Consider the following 15,224-nt stretch of genomic DNA (forward strand, 5'->3'; position numbering starts at 1 on the left):
CGTCCGGGGCGGGAGCGTGGCCCCGACCCGTCGCATAATCGCCACAGGGGCGGACTCTAAGCGGAGCCCGCCCCGTCCGAACCGCCCTTTAGGAGACCGCCAGATGATCGGCCGCCGTCACCGCCTCGCCGCCGGCCCGCTCCTCGTCCTGGCGGCCGTCCTCGTCCAGTCTCAGCCCGTCGCGGCCCAGGGCTCGTTCCTCGACGGCCTGTTCGGCCGGAAGGAGGAGCCGGCCCCGGCGCCCGTCGAGCCGGCGGCTCCGCCGGCGCCCGTCGCGCCGAAGAAGCCGGCACCGCAGGCGGCCAAGCCGGCCAAGGACCCGAAGGACGCCAAGGCGGTCGCTGGCGACAAGATCGTGACCCCCAAGCTTCCGGCGAAGGCCGCGGAGCCCGCCGCCAAGGTGGCGGCCGTGGGCGCGCCCCTGGGCCAGGAGGCCGATGCGGCCGGCGTGCTGGCGCAGGCCAACGCCTACTTCAACGGCATCACCACGCTCACCGGCTCCTTCATCCAGATCGGCGCCGACGGGCGGCGCATCGGCGGCAAGCTGACCCTGGCCAAACCCGGCCGCCTGCGCTTCGACTACGACCAGCCCTCCCCCCTGGAGGTGGTGGCCGACGGCACGTCGGTCGCGGTCAAGGATCGCAGGCTCGGCACGCAGGACCTGTACTTCATCTCGCAGACGCCCCTGAAATTCCTCCTGCGGGAAAAGATCGACCTCGCCCGCGACCTCACGGTCTCGGACGTGTCGAACGATCCGGGCGGCGTGCGCATCTCCATGGAGGACCGCTCGACCCTCGGCGGCACCTCGAAGATCCAGCTGTTCTTCGACGCCGAGGTGAAGACCCTGAGCCAGTGGCGGATCACCGACCCGCAGGGCTACCAGACCACAGTGCAGCTCTCGAACCTGCAGAAGGGCCGCAGCGTCGAGGGCACGGCGTTCTTCATCAATTACGGCCGGTCCGAGGACAAGGCCATGGAGAAGCAGATCCGGGCGCAGTGAAGATTTTCGCTCCGTATCTTGAAAGGGTGTTCTGACGTCAGAGCAAATCCGCGAGTGCGAAGGTGGTCGGTACGAAAGGCTCGCTCTCGGCGACGCGACGTTCCAGGGCGTCGATGGATACTTCCGGTCGCGAAACGTCGATTCCCGTCAATTGCCAGGGTGCCAAGGTCCACCAGCGGCTCGCCAGCAGGCGTGTGATGAGGGGCTCTGGGAACCTGTAGCGGACGGCGCGTGCAGGATTGCCGACCATCACGGCATAGGGTGGTACGTCCCGCGTCACGACGGCGTAGGCTCCTATGATGGCGCCCGTGCCGATCCTCACTCCTTGCCGGATATATGCACGGTGCCCAATCCAGACGTCATTTTCGATCATGATTCGACTACCCATCACGAAACCCTGGCTGCCCTCGGTGTTCGGACGGTAGGCATCGTATTCCGCCGCGCCAGTAAATGATTGGCCGACATCAAAGAGTTTCTCATGCAAGTAGAAGCTTGGGGTCGTGCTGAGCCAATTGATCGAGTGGTCGCCGCGGCCCATCTGAACTTCTTCGCCAATGGATGTGTATCGACCTACGTCGATATTGTTGAAGTATCCAGTAACGCCATAGCTGAAACACCCCATCCGCAAGTACCCATGTAGATCCATCCATTTGACGCTGCACGGCGCTTCGTACACCGACTCCTCGGGAATCCACATGGCACCTGGACCATGCGCGGTTTCCACGCCGCGCGCGTGGAGTTTCTGCTTCAGATCGGCGGTCAGGAGGTAGCGACCTAAGACAGGTTCAGGGGCGGGGTGCGGTGTGACCTCCTTTCGGCGTTTGAAATAGCGTGAGAACACTCGGATGAAGCTCCTTGAGGCGATGATGGCTGTGAGTATTATCGCGAGGAAGACGAGCCGCGAGCCGCCTCCGCCCTGGCACGCGAGGACGGTGGAAATCTGTTAGCCCATCAGGTGCACAGGCTCAAAACGATCCTCTCAATGGCGGTTCGTAGGGGGGGCTTCATATTATCTGAGTGAACCCGGCGGGTTTTCCGCCGGTGTGCGTCCTGTTTCTACCCCTTGGTGCTCGACTCTCGGCACGAATAAAGGGTTCAAGGTAAAAGCCCCGGAAGCCGCGCAAATTTATAGTTAAACTTCGAAAAAGGGACATCGTCTTATGTCGAATCAGTTGCCGCTCGGTTATCATTACAATGATGGCGGTATTAACAATCAAAAGTTCGCTCTGCTGGGGCTATGTGCCGCCGCCGCGAAGAATGAAAACTCAGATGGGCGGGAAATTTACCTTCCAAAAATATTCAGTCGTGATCAGCATGACAAGCGGTCGTCGCTGCATGAGTTCGATGCCATTTTCTGGAGAGACGTATTTGAATCTTTCTGTGAAAGGTGGGGCATCGTCATTGTCGATATGCCCAATGTTTCTTATGCCGATCGTATCGAACGCGGAGGTTGGACACTTTTCGGCGAGGGAGCAGGGCAACTTGGAAAACATTACCACGCCAAGGCCGATATAAGTGCGAGCCTTGCGGCAGATTTCCTTAGGTCTTTGGTTCCCCGTATAAAATCGAAACCAATTTTCCAAAATATTTGTAATCAGGTGTTTTTCTCAAAGGGAATTAATACAGTTGTTCAGCTTCGCATCGAGGAGGACTGGTTCCAGTACTGTCAACAGAATTTATCTGTTACTGTTGAAGAAAAGGAAGATTTTTATCTTGAGGCTCATCAGATTATTCAGAAAGTGAAGAGTTCACTTTCTGATATAGGGGATACTGTCTTCGTTGTCTGTGACGAGCGTTATATTTTCGCTCCAAAATGGGAGATCGCAAAAAGGACTTACGACGAAACCGGGGTTAGCATCATTTGGAAGTCGGATCTGATTCCCAATGAGGATTATGATGCGCTTTCGCCACTCGACGCATCACTGATCGATTTCGAAATCAGTGCCCTGGCGCCCAGATTTGTTGGAAACTCGCGGTCCACGTTTGCGAACCTTCTCTGCTTCGAACGATTCGCCAGATCTTTCCGGCCTTCTGGGGACTGCTACATCTACAATAATATCGGGCCTACACTCGGCCTTCGCACCGATCTGGGAACCGCATTCGTTCCGAAAGACGTTTGTGCTTCTTGAAGCGGTGGCCCGATGGTTGGCCATTCGCATTCGCGCTATTGCTTCGAGCATTCGCGACAGGCAGCAGCTTTTTGCCCCGTACCGAGGGGTAAATGTCCGTAAGGTGCTCCGCGCCATGCCCTTTCGTGCCGTCCGCCCTCTATAGGGTATCCACGATCGCGGTACGGGGCGTCTCGGAGGGGGCTCCCGGAATCCGCCACCGATCCAATTCCGCATCGATGGCCCCTTGCGTCCCCGCCATGAACGCCGCACCCGAAAGCCCCGCCGGCAGGAGCGGGAGGTAGCGCACCGTCACGGCGCCGGGATGGTGGCGTGAGCCGCCGTGGGGCCAGTACAGGCCGGAATTCACCGCCACGGGCAGCACCGGCAGGCCGAGCTTGGCGTAAAGCAGCTCGACGCCGCGCTTGAACTGCACCGGATCGGCGATGCCGCCGCGGGTGCCCTCCGGGAACATCAGCACGGAGCGGCCGTCCGCGATGGCCGCGCGGCTCTCGTCGATCATCACGCGCAGGGCCTGGGTGCCGTTGGCCCGGTCGATGATGATCATCGGCGAGCGCCGCAGGAACCAGCCGACGATGGGGATCGCCACGAGTTCGCGCTTGGCCACGATGGCGACGTTGGGCACCAGGGTGAGGAACGCCAGGGTCTCCCAGGCCGACTGGTGATTGGCGACGATGAGGCAGGGGCCGGCCGGGACGTTCGCCCGCCCCTCCTCGACGTAGGTCAGGCGGACGATGCGCGCGAGGCCGAACAGGATGCCGCGCGACCACAGGCGGGTCGCCGCGCGGATCGGCTTCGCGGGCGCGCCCAGCGCCGCCAGCACCACGAGGGGCACGACGAAGAGCGCGGTCCAGCCGGCCCAGTACAGGTTGAACAGCGTGGAGCGGATGCGCGACACGGTAACGACAGCCCTCGATCGCGCGCCCTTCCGGACCCCGTCGGGGATCGCGGACGGGCGCGGCATTTCCACGGCGACGGCCGGGGCGGTTTCGGTCTATGCCGAAGCCGCCGCGCCGACGCGCGCACGTTCCTTTAAACGTTTTCCAGCCTCACGCGAGCCGATCGTTGCGCCTCACCGTCACCACCTGGAACATCAACTCGGTGCGCCTGCGCATCGATCTCGTCCTGCGCTTCCTCGCCGAGGCCCGGCCGGACGTCCTGTGCCTGCAGGAGACTAAGTGTCCCGACGACGCGTTTCCCCTCAAGGCCCTACGCGGGTCGGGCTACGAGCACGTCGTCTTCGCCGGGCAGAAGGGCTACAACGGCGTCGCGATCCTGTCGCGGTTCCCGCTCATCACCCGCGACGTCATGGCCTTCTGCGACCGGGCGGACGCGCGCCACATCTCGGCGGTGCTGGGGCCGGAGGCGGGTGCCGCCGCCGGCATCGTCCTGCACGATTTCTACGTGCCGGCCGGCGGCGACGTGCCCGACCGGGCCCTCAACCCGAAATTCGGCCACAAGCTCGACTTCCTCGCCGAACTGCGGGCCTGGGGCGGGCGCCGCGTGGCGGGCCCGGCGATCCTCGTCGGCGACCTCAACGTCGCGCCCCTGGAGCACGACGTCTGGTCGCACCGGCAGCTCCTCGACGTGGTGAGCCACACCCCCGTGGAGACGGAAGGCCTCGAGACCCTGCGGGGCGAGGCCGGCTGGATCGACACCGCCCGCCTCCTCGTGCCGGAGCCGGAGAAGATCTACACGTGGTGGAGCTACCGCTCGCCCGACTGGGCGGCGGCGAACAAGGGCCGGCGCCTCGACCACGCCTGGGTCTCGCCCGATCTCGCCGGCACCGTGCGCGACGTCACCGTGGCCCGGCACGCGCGGGGGTGGGAGCGCCCGTCCGATCATGCGCCTGTAACCCTGACGCTCGAGCTTTAGGAAACGGCGCGCGGAACACGGGCCGCCTCGCCCGCATTGGCTCTCCGAAATGCCGCGCCCGCGGCCCGCGGCCGAACCGGAGTTCCCATGCGCAAGCTCATCGTCGCCTTCCTCCTGCCCAAGCTCGTGTCCTACCTGCGCCGCCGCTATTCCGGCGGGCCGAACCGCCGCTCGATCTGAGCCATCGGTCAGCGTTTCCGGCGTCGACCGACGCCGGACGGATCACGGAACGAACGGGCCCTGCGGGGCCCGTTTTGCTGTTCGGGTCACGCCGCGCCGGCCCGAACCCGCCGCGCCCGCCTGCGCCCATAGGCGAAGTAAAGCACCAGCCCGAGGCCGAGCCACGCCGCGAGGCGCAGCCAGGTGTCGCCCGGCAGACCCAGCATCAGGGCGAGGCAGGTGAGGATGCCGAGGATCGGCACCACGGGCACCCAAGGCGCCCGGAACGGGCGGGGCCGCTCCGGGTCGGTCCGGCGCAGGATGAGGACGGCGGCGCAGATCACCCCGAACGCGAACAGGGTGCCGATGCTCACGAGTTCGCCGAGGATTCGGATGGGCACCAGGGCGGCGATCAGGGCCGTGCCCGCGCCGATGACGGCCTGGCTCGCCGCCGGCACCCGCGTCCCCGGATGCACGCGGGCGAAGACCGGCGGCAGCAGGCCGTCGCGGGCCATGGCGTAGAACACCCGGGCCTGCCCGTAGAGGGCGGTGAGCGCCGCCGTGGTCAGGCCGAGGATCGCCCCGACCTTGATCGCCACGGACAACACCCCGTACCCGATGACGTCCATGGCTTTCGCGATGGGGTCGGCGACGTCGAGCTCCCGGTAGGGTACCAAACCCGTGAGGATGGTCGCCACCGCCACGTACAGCACCGTGGTGACGGCGAGGGACCCGAGGAGCCCGATGGGCGCGTCGCGCTGCGGATGGCGGGTCTCGGCCGCCGCCGTCGAGACGGTCTCGAAGCCGAGGAAGGCGAAGAACACCACGCCCGCCCCGCGCAGGATGCCGCTCCAGCCGAATTCCCCGAACGTGCCCGTGTTCTCGGGGATGAGGGGCGACCACAGGGTCGGATCGACATGGGCGGCGCCGAGGCCGACGAAGGCCAGGATGATCGCGAGCTTGATCGCCACCAGGGCGGCGTTGACCCGGGCCGAGGCGCGGTTGCCCCGCATGAGCAGCCCCGTGAGCCCGAGCACGATGGCGGCGGCCGGCAGGTCGAACCACGCCGTTCCACCCCCCGGCAGGCTTGTGCCCGGCGCCGCCGTCAGCACCGCCGGCAGGTGCAGGCCGAGATCGGCCAGGAGGCTGCGGACGTAGCCCGACCACCCCACCGCCACGGTCGCCGCCGCCACGGCGAATTCGAGGACGAGGTCCCAACCGATGATCCAGGCGCAGAGCTCGCCGAGGGTCGCGTAGGCATACGTGTAGGTGCTGCCCGGGGCCGGCACCAGGGCGGCGAGTTCGGCGTAGCACAGGGCGACGAGGGCGCAGGCGAGGCCGCCGAGCACGAACGACAGGGGCAGTCCCGGGCCGGCATGGTTGGCCGCCGCCGTACCGGTGATGACGAAGATGCCGGCCCCGATGGTGGCGCCGACGCCCATGGCAACGAGGTCGACGGCCGAGAGGCTGCGCCCGAGGCGCGGCCCCGCCCCGTCCTCGGCCTCCGCCAGGATGGCGGTGAGGGGTTTTCGCAGTGTGAGGCTGTCGCCGGCCATGGTGTCGGGTTCCGCTGACGGTGGTTCCGCGACGCGCGATTCGTGCCAGCCTGCCCGCACCAAACCACCCGTGCGTTGTCGTCCGGGCGCCCATCTGCTAAAACCGGAGCCGCATCAAGAGTCGGGCCGACGCCTGACGCCAACCTGCTCCCGGGCAAGGTGGCGCCCTTCCGCTTCCGGGAGGGGATGTGGCCGGACCGGCAACAAACGGGTTTCGCCACACGTCGTCGTCCCGCCCCGCATGCGGACCCGTGACGACAGGCGACCCCCGTGATCCCTCCTAAACCCCAGCAATTCGCGAGCGACAACTACGCCGGCATCTGCCCCGAAGCCTGGGCGGCGACGCAGGCCGCCAATGCGGGCTCGATGCCGGCCTATGGCGAGGATCCGTGGACGGCGCGGGCGGCGGACGCGTTCCGGACCCTGTTCGACAAAACCGACGCCCAGGTGTTCTTCGCCTTCAACGGCACCGCCGCCAACGCCCTGGCGCTGGCCTCCCTGTGCCAGTCCTACCACAGCGTCATCTGCGCGGCCTCGGCCCACGTCGAGACCGACGAGTGCGGCGCGCCGGAATTCTTCTCCAACGGCTCGAAGCTCCTCGTCGCCCCCACCGAGAACGGCAAGCTGACCCCGGCGGCCGTGCGGGCCCTCGCCACCGGCCGCTCGGACATCCACTTCCCGAAGGTCCGGGCGGTGACGATCACGCAGCCGACGGAAACGGGACAGGTCTACGCCCTGGACGAGATCCGCGCCCTTTCGGCCACCTGCCGGGACCTCGGCCTGCGCCTCCACATGGACGGGGCACGCTTCGCCAATGCCTGCGCCAGCCTCGGCTGTTCGCCCGCCGACATGACTTGGCGGGCGGGCGTCGATCTCCTGTGCTTCGGCGGCACCAAGAACGGCATGGCCGCCGGCGAAGCGATCCTGTTCTTCGATCCCGCCCTGGCGGAGGATTTCGGCTACCGCTGCAAGCAGGCGGGACAGCTCGCCTCGAAGATGCGCTTCCTGTCGGCGCCCTGGGTCGGGATGCTGGAGGGCGGCGCCTGGCTCGCCAACGCCCGGCACGCCAATGCCTGCGCCGGGCGACTCGCCGCCGCCGTGGCGGGCTTGCCCGACTGGTCGGCCATGTTCCCCGTCGAGGCCAACGCGGTCTTCCTGCAGACCCCCGCGGACCAGCTGGACGGGCTGCGCGCGAAGGGCTGGCGCTTCTACACCTTCATCGGCGGCGGCGCCCGGTTCATGTTCGCCTGGGATTCCGACCCGGTCCGGGTCGATGCCCTGGCGGAGGACATCCGGAGCCTGAGCCGCCGCGCGGCCTGAAGGTTTCGACCCCGAGGGCTGCAACGAAGAAGGGCCAGCCTCGCGGCTGGCCCTTCTCTCATTCCGCCTTCGAGACGGTGGCTTACTCGGCCGCGCTCATCTCGGGGGTGAAGTGACCGCACCAGTCGGCGGCGCCCACCACCGGCCACAGGCCGTGGCCCTGGGGCTCGGGCTGGCTCACCGGCGGGTTGAACCGGCACAGGCCCTCGTCGGCGGCGGCCGCCGCGCCGTTGACCTTGTGCTCGTCGAAGAACTTGCAGCTCTCACACTTGGCGTGCGCCATGATCGTCGCTCCTGATCGAGAATCGGCAGCGTCGCTGCCCGCAGTTAAGAATTAGAACAGATCCAATCTGGCAGTCAACGGGGTTGTGGGCGTGCGGTTCCGTACCGGGTCGCCATCACCTGGTCGCCCTCGGGTTTTGGGGACCTCCGGGGCCGTCTTCGGGCGCGGGGCGGGTGGACCGGTCCGGCCCCCGGAGGGGGCGTTCCGCGAGGCGGGCGGGGTGCCCGAGCGCCCGGGCTCTCGGCCGCCGGCGGGGGTGGCATGGTCCGCACTTTCGTGTATGGTCCGCGCGCTTCGACCCGTGTGAACGGGGCCGGGGCACAAGCTGCTTGTGGACTGACCGTGCTGGACGACATCCCGGCACCGGCCTCCCGCGAGTGTTCGCGAGTTCTCGCTCCGCCGGGGCTCGCACGATCCGAAAACCCCACCGAAAGGGATAGCGATGTCGATCTCGGCAGAGCGCAAGACCGCGCTCATCAAGGAATACGCGACGGGCGGCAAGGACACCGGGTCCCCCGAGGTCCAGGTGGCGATCCTCACCGAGCGGATCACCAACCTCACCGGCCACTTCAAGACCCACGGCAAGGACAACCATTCCCGCCGCGGCCTCCTGAAGATGGTCTCGCAGCGCCGCTCGCTGCTCGACTACGTCAAGGGCAAGGACGAGGCCCGCTACCGCGGCCTCATCGAGCGCCTCGGCATCCGCCGCTAGGCCACGCCTTCCACGCGGTCCCGAGCCTCGCTCAGGGCCGCGTTTCGTTGAAAAGACCGTGTGGCCGGAATGGGTTCGGCCGCGCGACCCTCGGGAGACTTGGAGGCGTGCCGGTCGGGGACAGGATCGCGAGCGGTTTTCGGATCATCGAAAACCGCTCGCCATCTTGCCCCCGGCGGCGCCGGGTCCGCCCGACCGCATGATGGCAAGGACCAAAGAATGTTCGACGTACAACGTGAAGAGCTGATGTGGGGCGACCGCAAGCTCGTCCTCGAGACGGGCAAGGTCGCCCGCCAGGCCGACGGCGCCGTGATGGCGACGTATGGCGAGACCTCGGTGCTCGCCACCGTCGTCTCGGGCAAGGAGCCCAAGGTCGGCATCGACTTCCTGCCGCTCACCGTGAACTACCAGGAGCGCGCCTACGCCGCCGGCCGCATCCCCGGCGGCTACTTCAAGCGCGAGGGCCGTCCGTCCGAGAAGGAGACCCTGGTCTCCCGCCTCATCGACCGTCCGATCCGCCCCCTCTTCGTCGACGGCTGGCGCAACGACACCCAGGTGGTGGTCACCGTCCTGACCCACGACCTCGAGAACGATCCCGACATCCTCGCCATGGTGGCGGCCTCCGCCGCGCTCACCCTCTCCGGCGTGCCGTTCATGGGCCCCATCGGCGCCGCCCGCGTCGGCTACGTCAACGGCCAGTACACCCTGAACCCCCTGGTCGCCGACCTCGAAGCCTCGACCCTCGACCTCGTCGTCGCCGGCACCACCGACGCCGTGCTGATGGTCGAGTCCGAGGCGAAAGAGCTCGACGAGGAGGTCATGCTCGGCGCCGTCATGTTCGGCCACAAGCATTTCCAGCCGGTCATCGAGGCCATCGTGCGCCTCGCCGAGAAGGCCGCCAAGGAGCCCCGCAACTTCTCCGCGCCCGAGAACGGCGATGTGGAAGCCGCCGTGCTCGGCGTCTGCGAGGCCGAGCTGCGCGAGGCCTACAAGAACACCATCAAGCAGGAGCGCTACGCCGCCGTCGACGCCGTGAAGGCGAAGGTGATCGCGGCCCTCTGCCCCGCCGAGGGCGAGCAGAAGTTCGCGCCTGAGAAGGTCAAGGCCGCGTTCAAGGAAGCGCAGTCGAAGGTCGTGCGCTGGAACATCCTCGACACGGGCTCGCGCATCGACGGACGCGACGTCCGCACCGTGCGTCCCATCGAGTCCCAGGTCGGCGTGCTGCCGCGCGCCCACGGCTCCTCGCTGTTCACCCGCGGCGAGACCCAGGCCCTCGTGGTCGCCACCCTGGGCACCGGCGAGGACGAGCAGTTCATCGACGCCCTGGAAGGCACCTACAAGGAGACCTTCCTGCTGCACTACAACTTCCCTCCCTACTCGGTGGGCGAGACCGGCCGCATGGGCTCCCCGGGCCGTCGCGAGATCGGCCACGGCAAGCTCGCCTGGCGCGCCATCCACCCCATCCTGCCCCCGGCCCACGAGTTCCCGTACACGATCCGCGTCGTGTCCGAGATCACCGAGTCCAACGGCTCGTCCTCCATGGCCTCCGTCTGCGGCGCCTCCCTGTCGCTGATGGATGCGGGCGTGCCCCTGCGCCGTCCCGTGGCCGGCATCGCCATGGGCCTCATCCTCGAGGGTGAGCGCTACGCCGTGCTGTCCGACATCCTCGGCGACGAGGATCACCTTGGCGACATGGACTTCAAGGTGGCGGGTACGGAAGCCGGCATCACCTCCCTGCAGATGGACATCAAGATCGCCGGCATCACCGAGGAGATCATGAAGGTCGCCCTGCATCAGGCGCAGGAAGGCCGCGTCCACATCCTCGGCGAGATGTCCAAGGCGCTGACCGACGCCCGTCCCGAGCTCGGCGAGTACGCGCCGCGCATCGAGACCATGCAGATCCCCACCGACAAGATCCGGGAAGTGATCGGCACCGGCGGCAAGGTGATCCGCGAGATCGTCGAGAAGACCGGCGCCAAGATCAACATCGACGACACCGGCACGGTGAAGATCGCGTCCGCCGACGGCAAGGCCATCAAGGCGGCCTACAACTGGATCCGCTCCATTGTGGCGGAAGCCGAGGTCGGCATGATCTACGACGGCACCGTCGTGAAGTGCATGGAGTTCGGCGCCTTCGTGAACTTCTTCGGCGCCAAGGACGGCCTCGTCCACATCTCGGAGCTCGCCGCCCAGCGCGTCGCCAAGGTGACGGACGTCGTCAAGGACGGCCAGAAGGTGAAGGTCAAGTTCCTCGGCGCCGACGATCGCGGCAAGATCCGCCTGTCCATGAAGGTCGTCGACCAGGAGACCGGCGAGGACCTGACCGAGAAGCTCAAGGCCGAGCGCAACGCCGAGCAGGACCGCGCCCGCGGCCCGCGCCAGGACGCCTGAAGCCCACCTCAGGACGCCTGGGGCGCCTTGGCCTCAAGTTCCGACCAAGAGCACGAAGCGCGGCCCCTCGGGGCCGCGCTTTTTTGTGAGCGGAATCGGAACGGCAGGTGCGGCCGCGCTCTCCCTGCGCCCGGCGCGGTGCCGTCCCGCCACCCCGGCGCCCGTTTCGCGGAACGCCAGCCCTCACGCGGCGTTCGCCTCGCGACGCAGTATGAGCACGTCACAGGAGCACGTTCCAGAATGTCCGACCCGATGATCCCGAGCCTCTTCGAGGGCGAGACCAACCTGACCACCACCGAGCGGGCCGTGTCCGTGGTGCTCGGCCTCGGCATCGCCGCCGCCGCCGCCCAGCCGCGCCCGAACAAGTTCCTGAGTCTCGCCGCCCTCGTCATCGGCGCCGGCCTCGCCATCCGGGGCGCCACGGGCCATTGCCCGATCAAGCAGGTGAGCCACACGGCCTGAACGAATAAAGGGGCGCCCGCGGGCGCCCCTTCTCCGTTCCAACCCCTGAGGGTTCGGATCAGAAGGTGTTGGTGGTGCGGCGGCCGGCGACGAAGCCGTAGATGGCGAGCACCACGATGGCGCCGACCACGGCGCCGATGAAGCCCGCGCCCTGGTTCGGACCGTACCAGCCAAGCGCCTGGCCGAGGAAAGTGGCGACGAAGGCGCCGACGATGCCGAGGATGGTCGTCATGATGAAGCCTGCGGGCTCCTTGTCGCCCGGCATGATGAACTTGGCGATGACACCGGCGACGAAGCCGATGATGATGGTCCAGATGATACCCATGGATTGGTCCTCGCTGCGCGGCGGTCCTGACGCGGTGGTTCAGGCTTGGCCGTTTTGTGATCATGAAACGCCGCACCGCAGCACTGGTTGCGCCGGGAGTGGCAAGATTGTCGCAACGGCGCAACACGGGGCGCATCGCCCCCTTTACGGTCGCCCCCGCGACGCGGCACAACCCTCGCCCATGGCCCGCGATAGGGACGGGCCGCGAGAGGCATCGCGTTCAGCATGACGATCCAGCGCTTCGAATCCGGCCCGCGCATGAGCCAGGCGGTGACCTGCGGCGACATGGTCTACCTCGCCGGCCAGACGGCCAACACCACCGTCGGCGCCGGCGTCACCGCGCAGACCCAGGAGATCCTCGACACCATCGACCGCCTGCTGGCCCTCGCCAGCAGCGACAAGAGCCGCATCCTTCAGGCGACGATCTATCTCTCCGACATCGCCACCTTCGCGGAGATGAACGCGGCCTGGGAGCCGTGGGTCTCGCCCGACAACAAGCCCGCCCGCGCCACGGTGGAAGCCCGCCTCGCCGGCCCCGAATATCTCGTCGAGATCGTCGTCGTCGCCGTCAAGGCCGCCGCGTGATCCGCGCGCGCACCCGCCGCAGCCGCGTCGCCGGGGCGGGCCTTCTGGCCGGAGCGCTCGTGGCCCTGGCGCTGGGCTGGGGCGGCCCTGCGCGCGCGCAGACCACGCCGGAGCGCGTGATCAACATCTACAACTGGTCGGACTACATCGACCCCCGGATGCTCGACGCCTTCACCCGGGAGACGGGCATCCGGGTCGTGTACGACACCTATGACAACAACGAGATCCTGGAGACCAAGCTGCTCGCGGGTCGCTCGGGCTACGACCTCGTGGTGCCGTCGGGGCCGTTCCTGCAGCGGCTGATCCGGGCGCAGGTGTTCCAGCCCCTCGACAAGGCGAAGATCCCGAACCTCGTCCATGCCTGGCCCGAGGTCGCCGGGCGCCTCGCCACCTACGATCCCGGCAACGCCTACGCCGTCGACTACATGTGGGGCACCACCGGCATCGGGGTGAATCTCGGCCTCGTGCGCGAGCGCCTCGGCGCGGCCCAGCCCCTCAACACCTGGAGCCTCGTCCTCAACGGCGGCCTGCTGAACAAGCTCAAGGATTGCGGGGTCATGCTCCTCGATTCGCCCGAGGACCTGATCCCGAGCCTGCTGCCGGCCTACGGCCTCAAGCCCGACACCAAGCGCTGGGACGACATCACTCAGGTGACCGACGCCCTGTTCAAGGTGCGGGGCGCCGTGCGCAAGTTCCACTCGTCGGAATACATCGGCGGCCTCGCCAACGGCGACCTGTGCCTGGCGGTCGGCTATTCCGGCGACGTGATGCAGGCGAAGAAGCGCGCCGAGGAGGCCAAGAACGACGTCGACATCGCCTATTACGTGCCCCGCGAGGGCGCGCTCATGTGGTTCGACGCCTTCGCGATTCCGAAGGACGCCCCCCACCCGGCCGAGGCCCACGCCTTCATCGACTACATGATGCGGCCCGAGGTGGCGGCGGCCAACACCAACTTCGTCTCCTATGCCAGCGGCAACGCGGCGGCGAAGAAGTTCGTCAAGGCGGAGATCCTGGGCAATCCCGGCATCTACCCCGACGACGCCACCCTGCAGCGCCTGTTCGTCAACACCGCCTGGGACGACCGCACCCAGCGCTTCGTCACCCGGGCGTGGACGCGGGTGCGCACGGGGCGCTGAGCCGCCGTCACGCCACGGCGGGCGGCTCGTCGGCCTCGGGGCCGGACGGCGAGTTCAGGATGTCCTCGAGTTCGTCCACCAGCCGGTCGATCTGGTCCGAAGTCGCCAGGACCTTGAGGGTCTGGCCGTCCTGGGTGGCGAAGGCGAGTTCGATGTCCTCGCCCGAACGGGCGGCGAGGATGCGGGCGAGGCGGTAGGTGGCGCTCATGGGCGGGCTCCGTGGGACGCTGGGATCTATCGGGCGAGGAGGGCGACGGCCACGGCCGGACCGCAGGTGGAGGCCCAGTCGGCCCCCGCCGGGGACACGCGGTCGGCGATGAGGTCGGTGAGCGCGACGGCCGGACGGCCGAGGCGGGCCGCCAGGCGCTCGGCGAGGAAGCGCCCGGCCCCGCACACGACCACGGGCGCGTCCGGCGGCAGGTCCGCGCGGGAGAGCAGCAGGGCGGCGGCATCGTGCAGGGGGCGGAGCTGGGCTTCCGCGAAATGGGCGGCGAGGGCCCGCCAGTCGGCCGGCGTGCCCTCGCCGTGGTCGCGGCCGATGAGGCGGGCCAGCCGGATCTCGCTCTCCGCCAGGGACTTGCCCTTGCCGTCGGCGCTCTGCTGCTGGTCGGCCCCGTCGGCCAGGTCGCCGGTGACGCGGTAGACGTCCGCCATGGTGGCGAAGGTCTCGGCCATGAGCCGGGTGCGGCGGCCCCGGAACGGGGCGTGGTCGGCGAGGGCGATGGGGTGGGACCGGACCACGCCCGTGTAGACGAGTTCGCCCGTCTCCAGGCGCTCGGCATCGCTGTAGCCCGTGGCCGCCGGCCGGCCCCCGACCACGGGGATGAGGTCGGCGGTGGTCGAGCCGATATCGACCAGGAGCGCTTCGGCGCGGTGCCGGCCGACGAGGGCGGCGGTGGCGTGCCAGTTGGCCGAGGCGATGTCGGCGGCCGCCGCGCGGGCCGAGTCCGGCGCGAGGAAGCCGGCGCGGCCGCCGTAGATGCGGACGGAGCCCGTCAGATTCGCCCCCGCCCAGCCGGCGAGCTGCGCGACGCCATCGGCCCTGTCCGAAAAACAGTCGGTGAGTTCGCCCGTCATGGTGACGACGTGGTCGGCGGAGGTCCGCGCCCAGTCGGGCAACTGCGAGAAGGTCTCGTCGAGGGCCGGCAGGCCGCGCCACAGGCGGCAGGGCGCCTGCACCACGGCCTCGACCCGGCCGTCGCAAACGCGGGCCGCCTTGACATGGACCCCGCCGAGATCCCAGCCGATGACGGTCGTTTGCGTGGGCGCGGATGCTGCTGTCACGGGAGCG

The 15,224-nt window shown here is 67.9% G+C and carries 16 protein-coding genes and 1 riboswitch; of the genes, 9 read left to right on the plus strand and 7 right to left on the minus strand.

Translation table 11 applies throughout. The features are described from left to right. Positions 1 to 103: 103 nt before the first annotated feature. Positions 104 to 1,000: a LolA family protein gene (locus ASF28_RS16980; protein ID WP_056095303.1), complete on the plus strand. Its 897-nt coding sequence runs from the start codon at positions 104 to 106 to the stop codon at positions 998 to 1,000. Between the two features lie 37 nt (positions 1,001 to 1,037). Here the strand turns inward: ASF28_RS16980 and ASF28_RS23620 are convergent, their stop codons facing one another. Then, complete coding sequence (locus tag ASF28_RS23620) at positions 1,038 to 1,841, minus strand: CatB-related O-acetyltransferase (RefSeq protein WP_274533135.1); 804 nt, start codon at positions 1,839 to 1,841, stop codon at positions 1,038 to 1,040. Between the two features lie 319 nt (positions 1,842 to 2,160). On the opposite strand from ASF28_RS23620, the gene ASF28_RS22620 reads away from it, so the two are divergent. Continuing rightward, positions 2,161 to 3,129 carry an O-fucosyltransferase family protein gene (locus tag ASF28_RS22620; RefSeq protein ID WP_157085635.1) on the plus strand — a complete coding sequence of 323 codons (969 nt, stop codon included), beginning with the start codon at positions 2,161 to 2,163 and terminating at the stop codon, positions 3,127 to 3,129. Between the two features lie 139 nt (positions 3,130 to 3,268). On the opposite strand, the gene ASF28_RS16990 is transcribed toward ASF28_RS22620, so the two are convergent. Next, on the minus strand, positions 3,269 to 4,027 hold the full coding sequence (locus ASF28_RS16990; protein ID WP_056095309.1) for a lysophospholipid acyltransferase family protein: 759 nt from the start codon (positions 4,025 to 4,027) through the stop codon (positions 3,269 to 3,271). Positions 4,028 to 4,194: 167 nt separating this feature from the next. Between ASF28_RS16990 and ASF28_RS16995 the strand changes: the two genes are divergently transcribed. Continuing rightward, positions 4,195 to 5,004, plus strand: coding sequence for an exodeoxyribonuclease III (locus ASF28_RS16995; protein WP_056095312.1), 810 nt, complete (start codon positions 4,195 to 4,197; stop codon positions 5,002 to 5,004). A 266-nt stretch (positions 5,005 to 5,270) separates the two neighbouring features. On the opposite strand, the gene ASF28_RS17000 is transcribed toward ASF28_RS16995, so the two are convergent. Beyond that, positions 5,271 to 6,719, minus strand: coding sequence for an amino acid permease (locus ASF28_RS17000; protein WP_056095315.1), 1,449 nt, complete (start codon positions 6,717 to 6,719; stop codon positions 5,271 to 5,273). Between the two features lie 106 nt (positions 6,720 to 6,825). Beyond that, positions 6,826 to 6,937: riboswitch (SAM-I-IV-variant riboswitch) on the plus strand. 55 nt (positions 6,938 to 6,992) lie between these two features. On the opposite strand from ASF28_RS17000, the gene ASF28_RS17005 reads away from it, so the two are divergent. Next, the gene (locus ASF28_RS17005) at positions 6,993 to 8,039 is read left to right on the plus strand and encodes a threonine aldolase family protein (RefSeq protein WP_056095793.1); all 1,047 of its coding nucleotides are present in this window, start codon (positions 6,993 to 6,995) and stop codon (positions 8,037 to 8,039) included. 82 nt (positions 8,040 to 8,121) lie between these two features. On the opposite strand, the gene ASF28_RS17010 is transcribed toward ASF28_RS17005, so the two are convergent. Next, complete coding sequence (locus ASF28_RS17010; protein ID WP_056095319.1) at positions 8,122 to 8,322, minus strand: hypothetical protein; 201 nt, start codon at positions 8,320 to 8,322, stop codon at positions 8,122 to 8,124. 442 nt (positions 8,323 to 8,764) lie between these two features. Here ASF28_RS17010 and rpsO point away from each other — a divergent pair, with 442 nt between their 5' ends. The 3 genes from rpsO (at position 8,765) to ASF28_RS17025 (ending at position 11,887) form a co-directional block, all read left to right on the plus strand. Further along, positions 8,765 to 9,034, plus strand: coding sequence for a 30S ribosomal protein S15 (rpsO, locus tag ASF28_RS17015; protein WP_056095323.1), 270 nt, complete (start codon positions 8,765 to 8,767; stop codon positions 9,032 to 9,034). Between the two features lie 219 nt (positions 9,035 to 9,253). After that, the gene (gene pnp, locus ASF28_RS17020; RefSeq protein WP_056095327.1) at positions 9,254 to 11,425 is read left to right on the plus strand and encodes a polyribonucleotide nucleotidyltransferase; all 2,172 of its coding nucleotides are present in this window, start codon (positions 9,254 to 9,256) and stop codon (positions 11,423 to 11,425) included. Between the two features lie 240 nt (positions 11,426 to 11,665). Next, the gene (locus ASF28_RS17025; protein WP_056095330.1) at positions 11,666 to 11,887 is read left to right on the plus strand and encodes a YgaP family membrane protein; all 222 of its coding nucleotides are present in this window, start codon (positions 11,666 to 11,668) and stop codon (positions 11,885 to 11,887) included. A gap of 58 nt (positions 11,888 to 11,945) precedes the next feature. On the opposite strand, the gene ASF28_RS17030 is transcribed toward ASF28_RS17025, so the two are convergent. Next, positions 11,946 to 12,212 carry a GlsB/YeaQ/YmgE family stress response membrane protein gene (locus ASF28_RS17030; RefSeq protein ID WP_056095331.1) on the minus strand — a complete coding sequence of 89 codons (267 nt, stop codon included), beginning with the start codon at positions 12,210 to 12,212 and terminating at the stop codon, positions 11,946 to 11,948. Positions 12,213 to 12,437: 225 nt separating this feature from the next. On the opposite strand from ASF28_RS17030, the gene ASF28_RS17035 reads away from it, so the two are divergent. Further along, positions 12,438 to 12,797: a RidA family protein gene (locus ASF28_RS17035; protein WP_056095335.1), complete on the plus strand. Its 360-nt coding sequence runs from the start codon at positions 12,438 to 12,440 to the stop codon at positions 12,795 to 12,797. After that, positions 12,797 to 13,933 carry a polyamine ABC transporter substrate-binding protein gene (locus ASF28_RS17040; protein WP_056095796.1) on the plus strand — a complete coding sequence of 379 codons (1,137 nt, stop codon included), beginning with the start codon at positions 12,797 to 12,799 and terminating at the stop codon, positions 13,931 to 13,933. Before ASF28_RS17035 ends, ASF28_RS17040 begins: the two co-directional genes overlap by 1 nt. Positions 13,934 to 13,940: 7 nt before the next feature. Here ASF28_RS17040 and ASF28_RS17045 read toward each other — a convergent pair whose 3' ends face one another. After that, positions 13,941 to 14,141 carry a hypothetical protein gene (locus ASF28_RS17045; protein WP_056095338.1) on the minus strand — a complete coding sequence of 67 codons (201 nt, stop codon included), beginning with the start codon at positions 14,139 to 14,141 and terminating at the stop codon, positions 13,941 to 13,943. Between the two features lie 26 nt (positions 14,142 to 14,167). Beyond that, positions 14,168 to 15,217, minus strand: a complete 1,050-nt coding sequence (locus tag ASF28_RS17050) for a hydantoinase/oxoprolinase family protein (RefSeq protein ID WP_056095341.1) — start codon at positions 15,215 to 15,217, stop codon at positions 14,168 to 14,170. Between the last annotated feature and the right edge of the window lie 7 nt (positions 15,218 to 15,224).

The organism is Methylobacterium sp. Leaf99 (genome assembly GCF_001422375.1).
GTDB lineage: Bacteria > Pseudomonadota > Alphaproteobacteria > Rhizobiales > Beijerinckiaceae > Methylobacterium.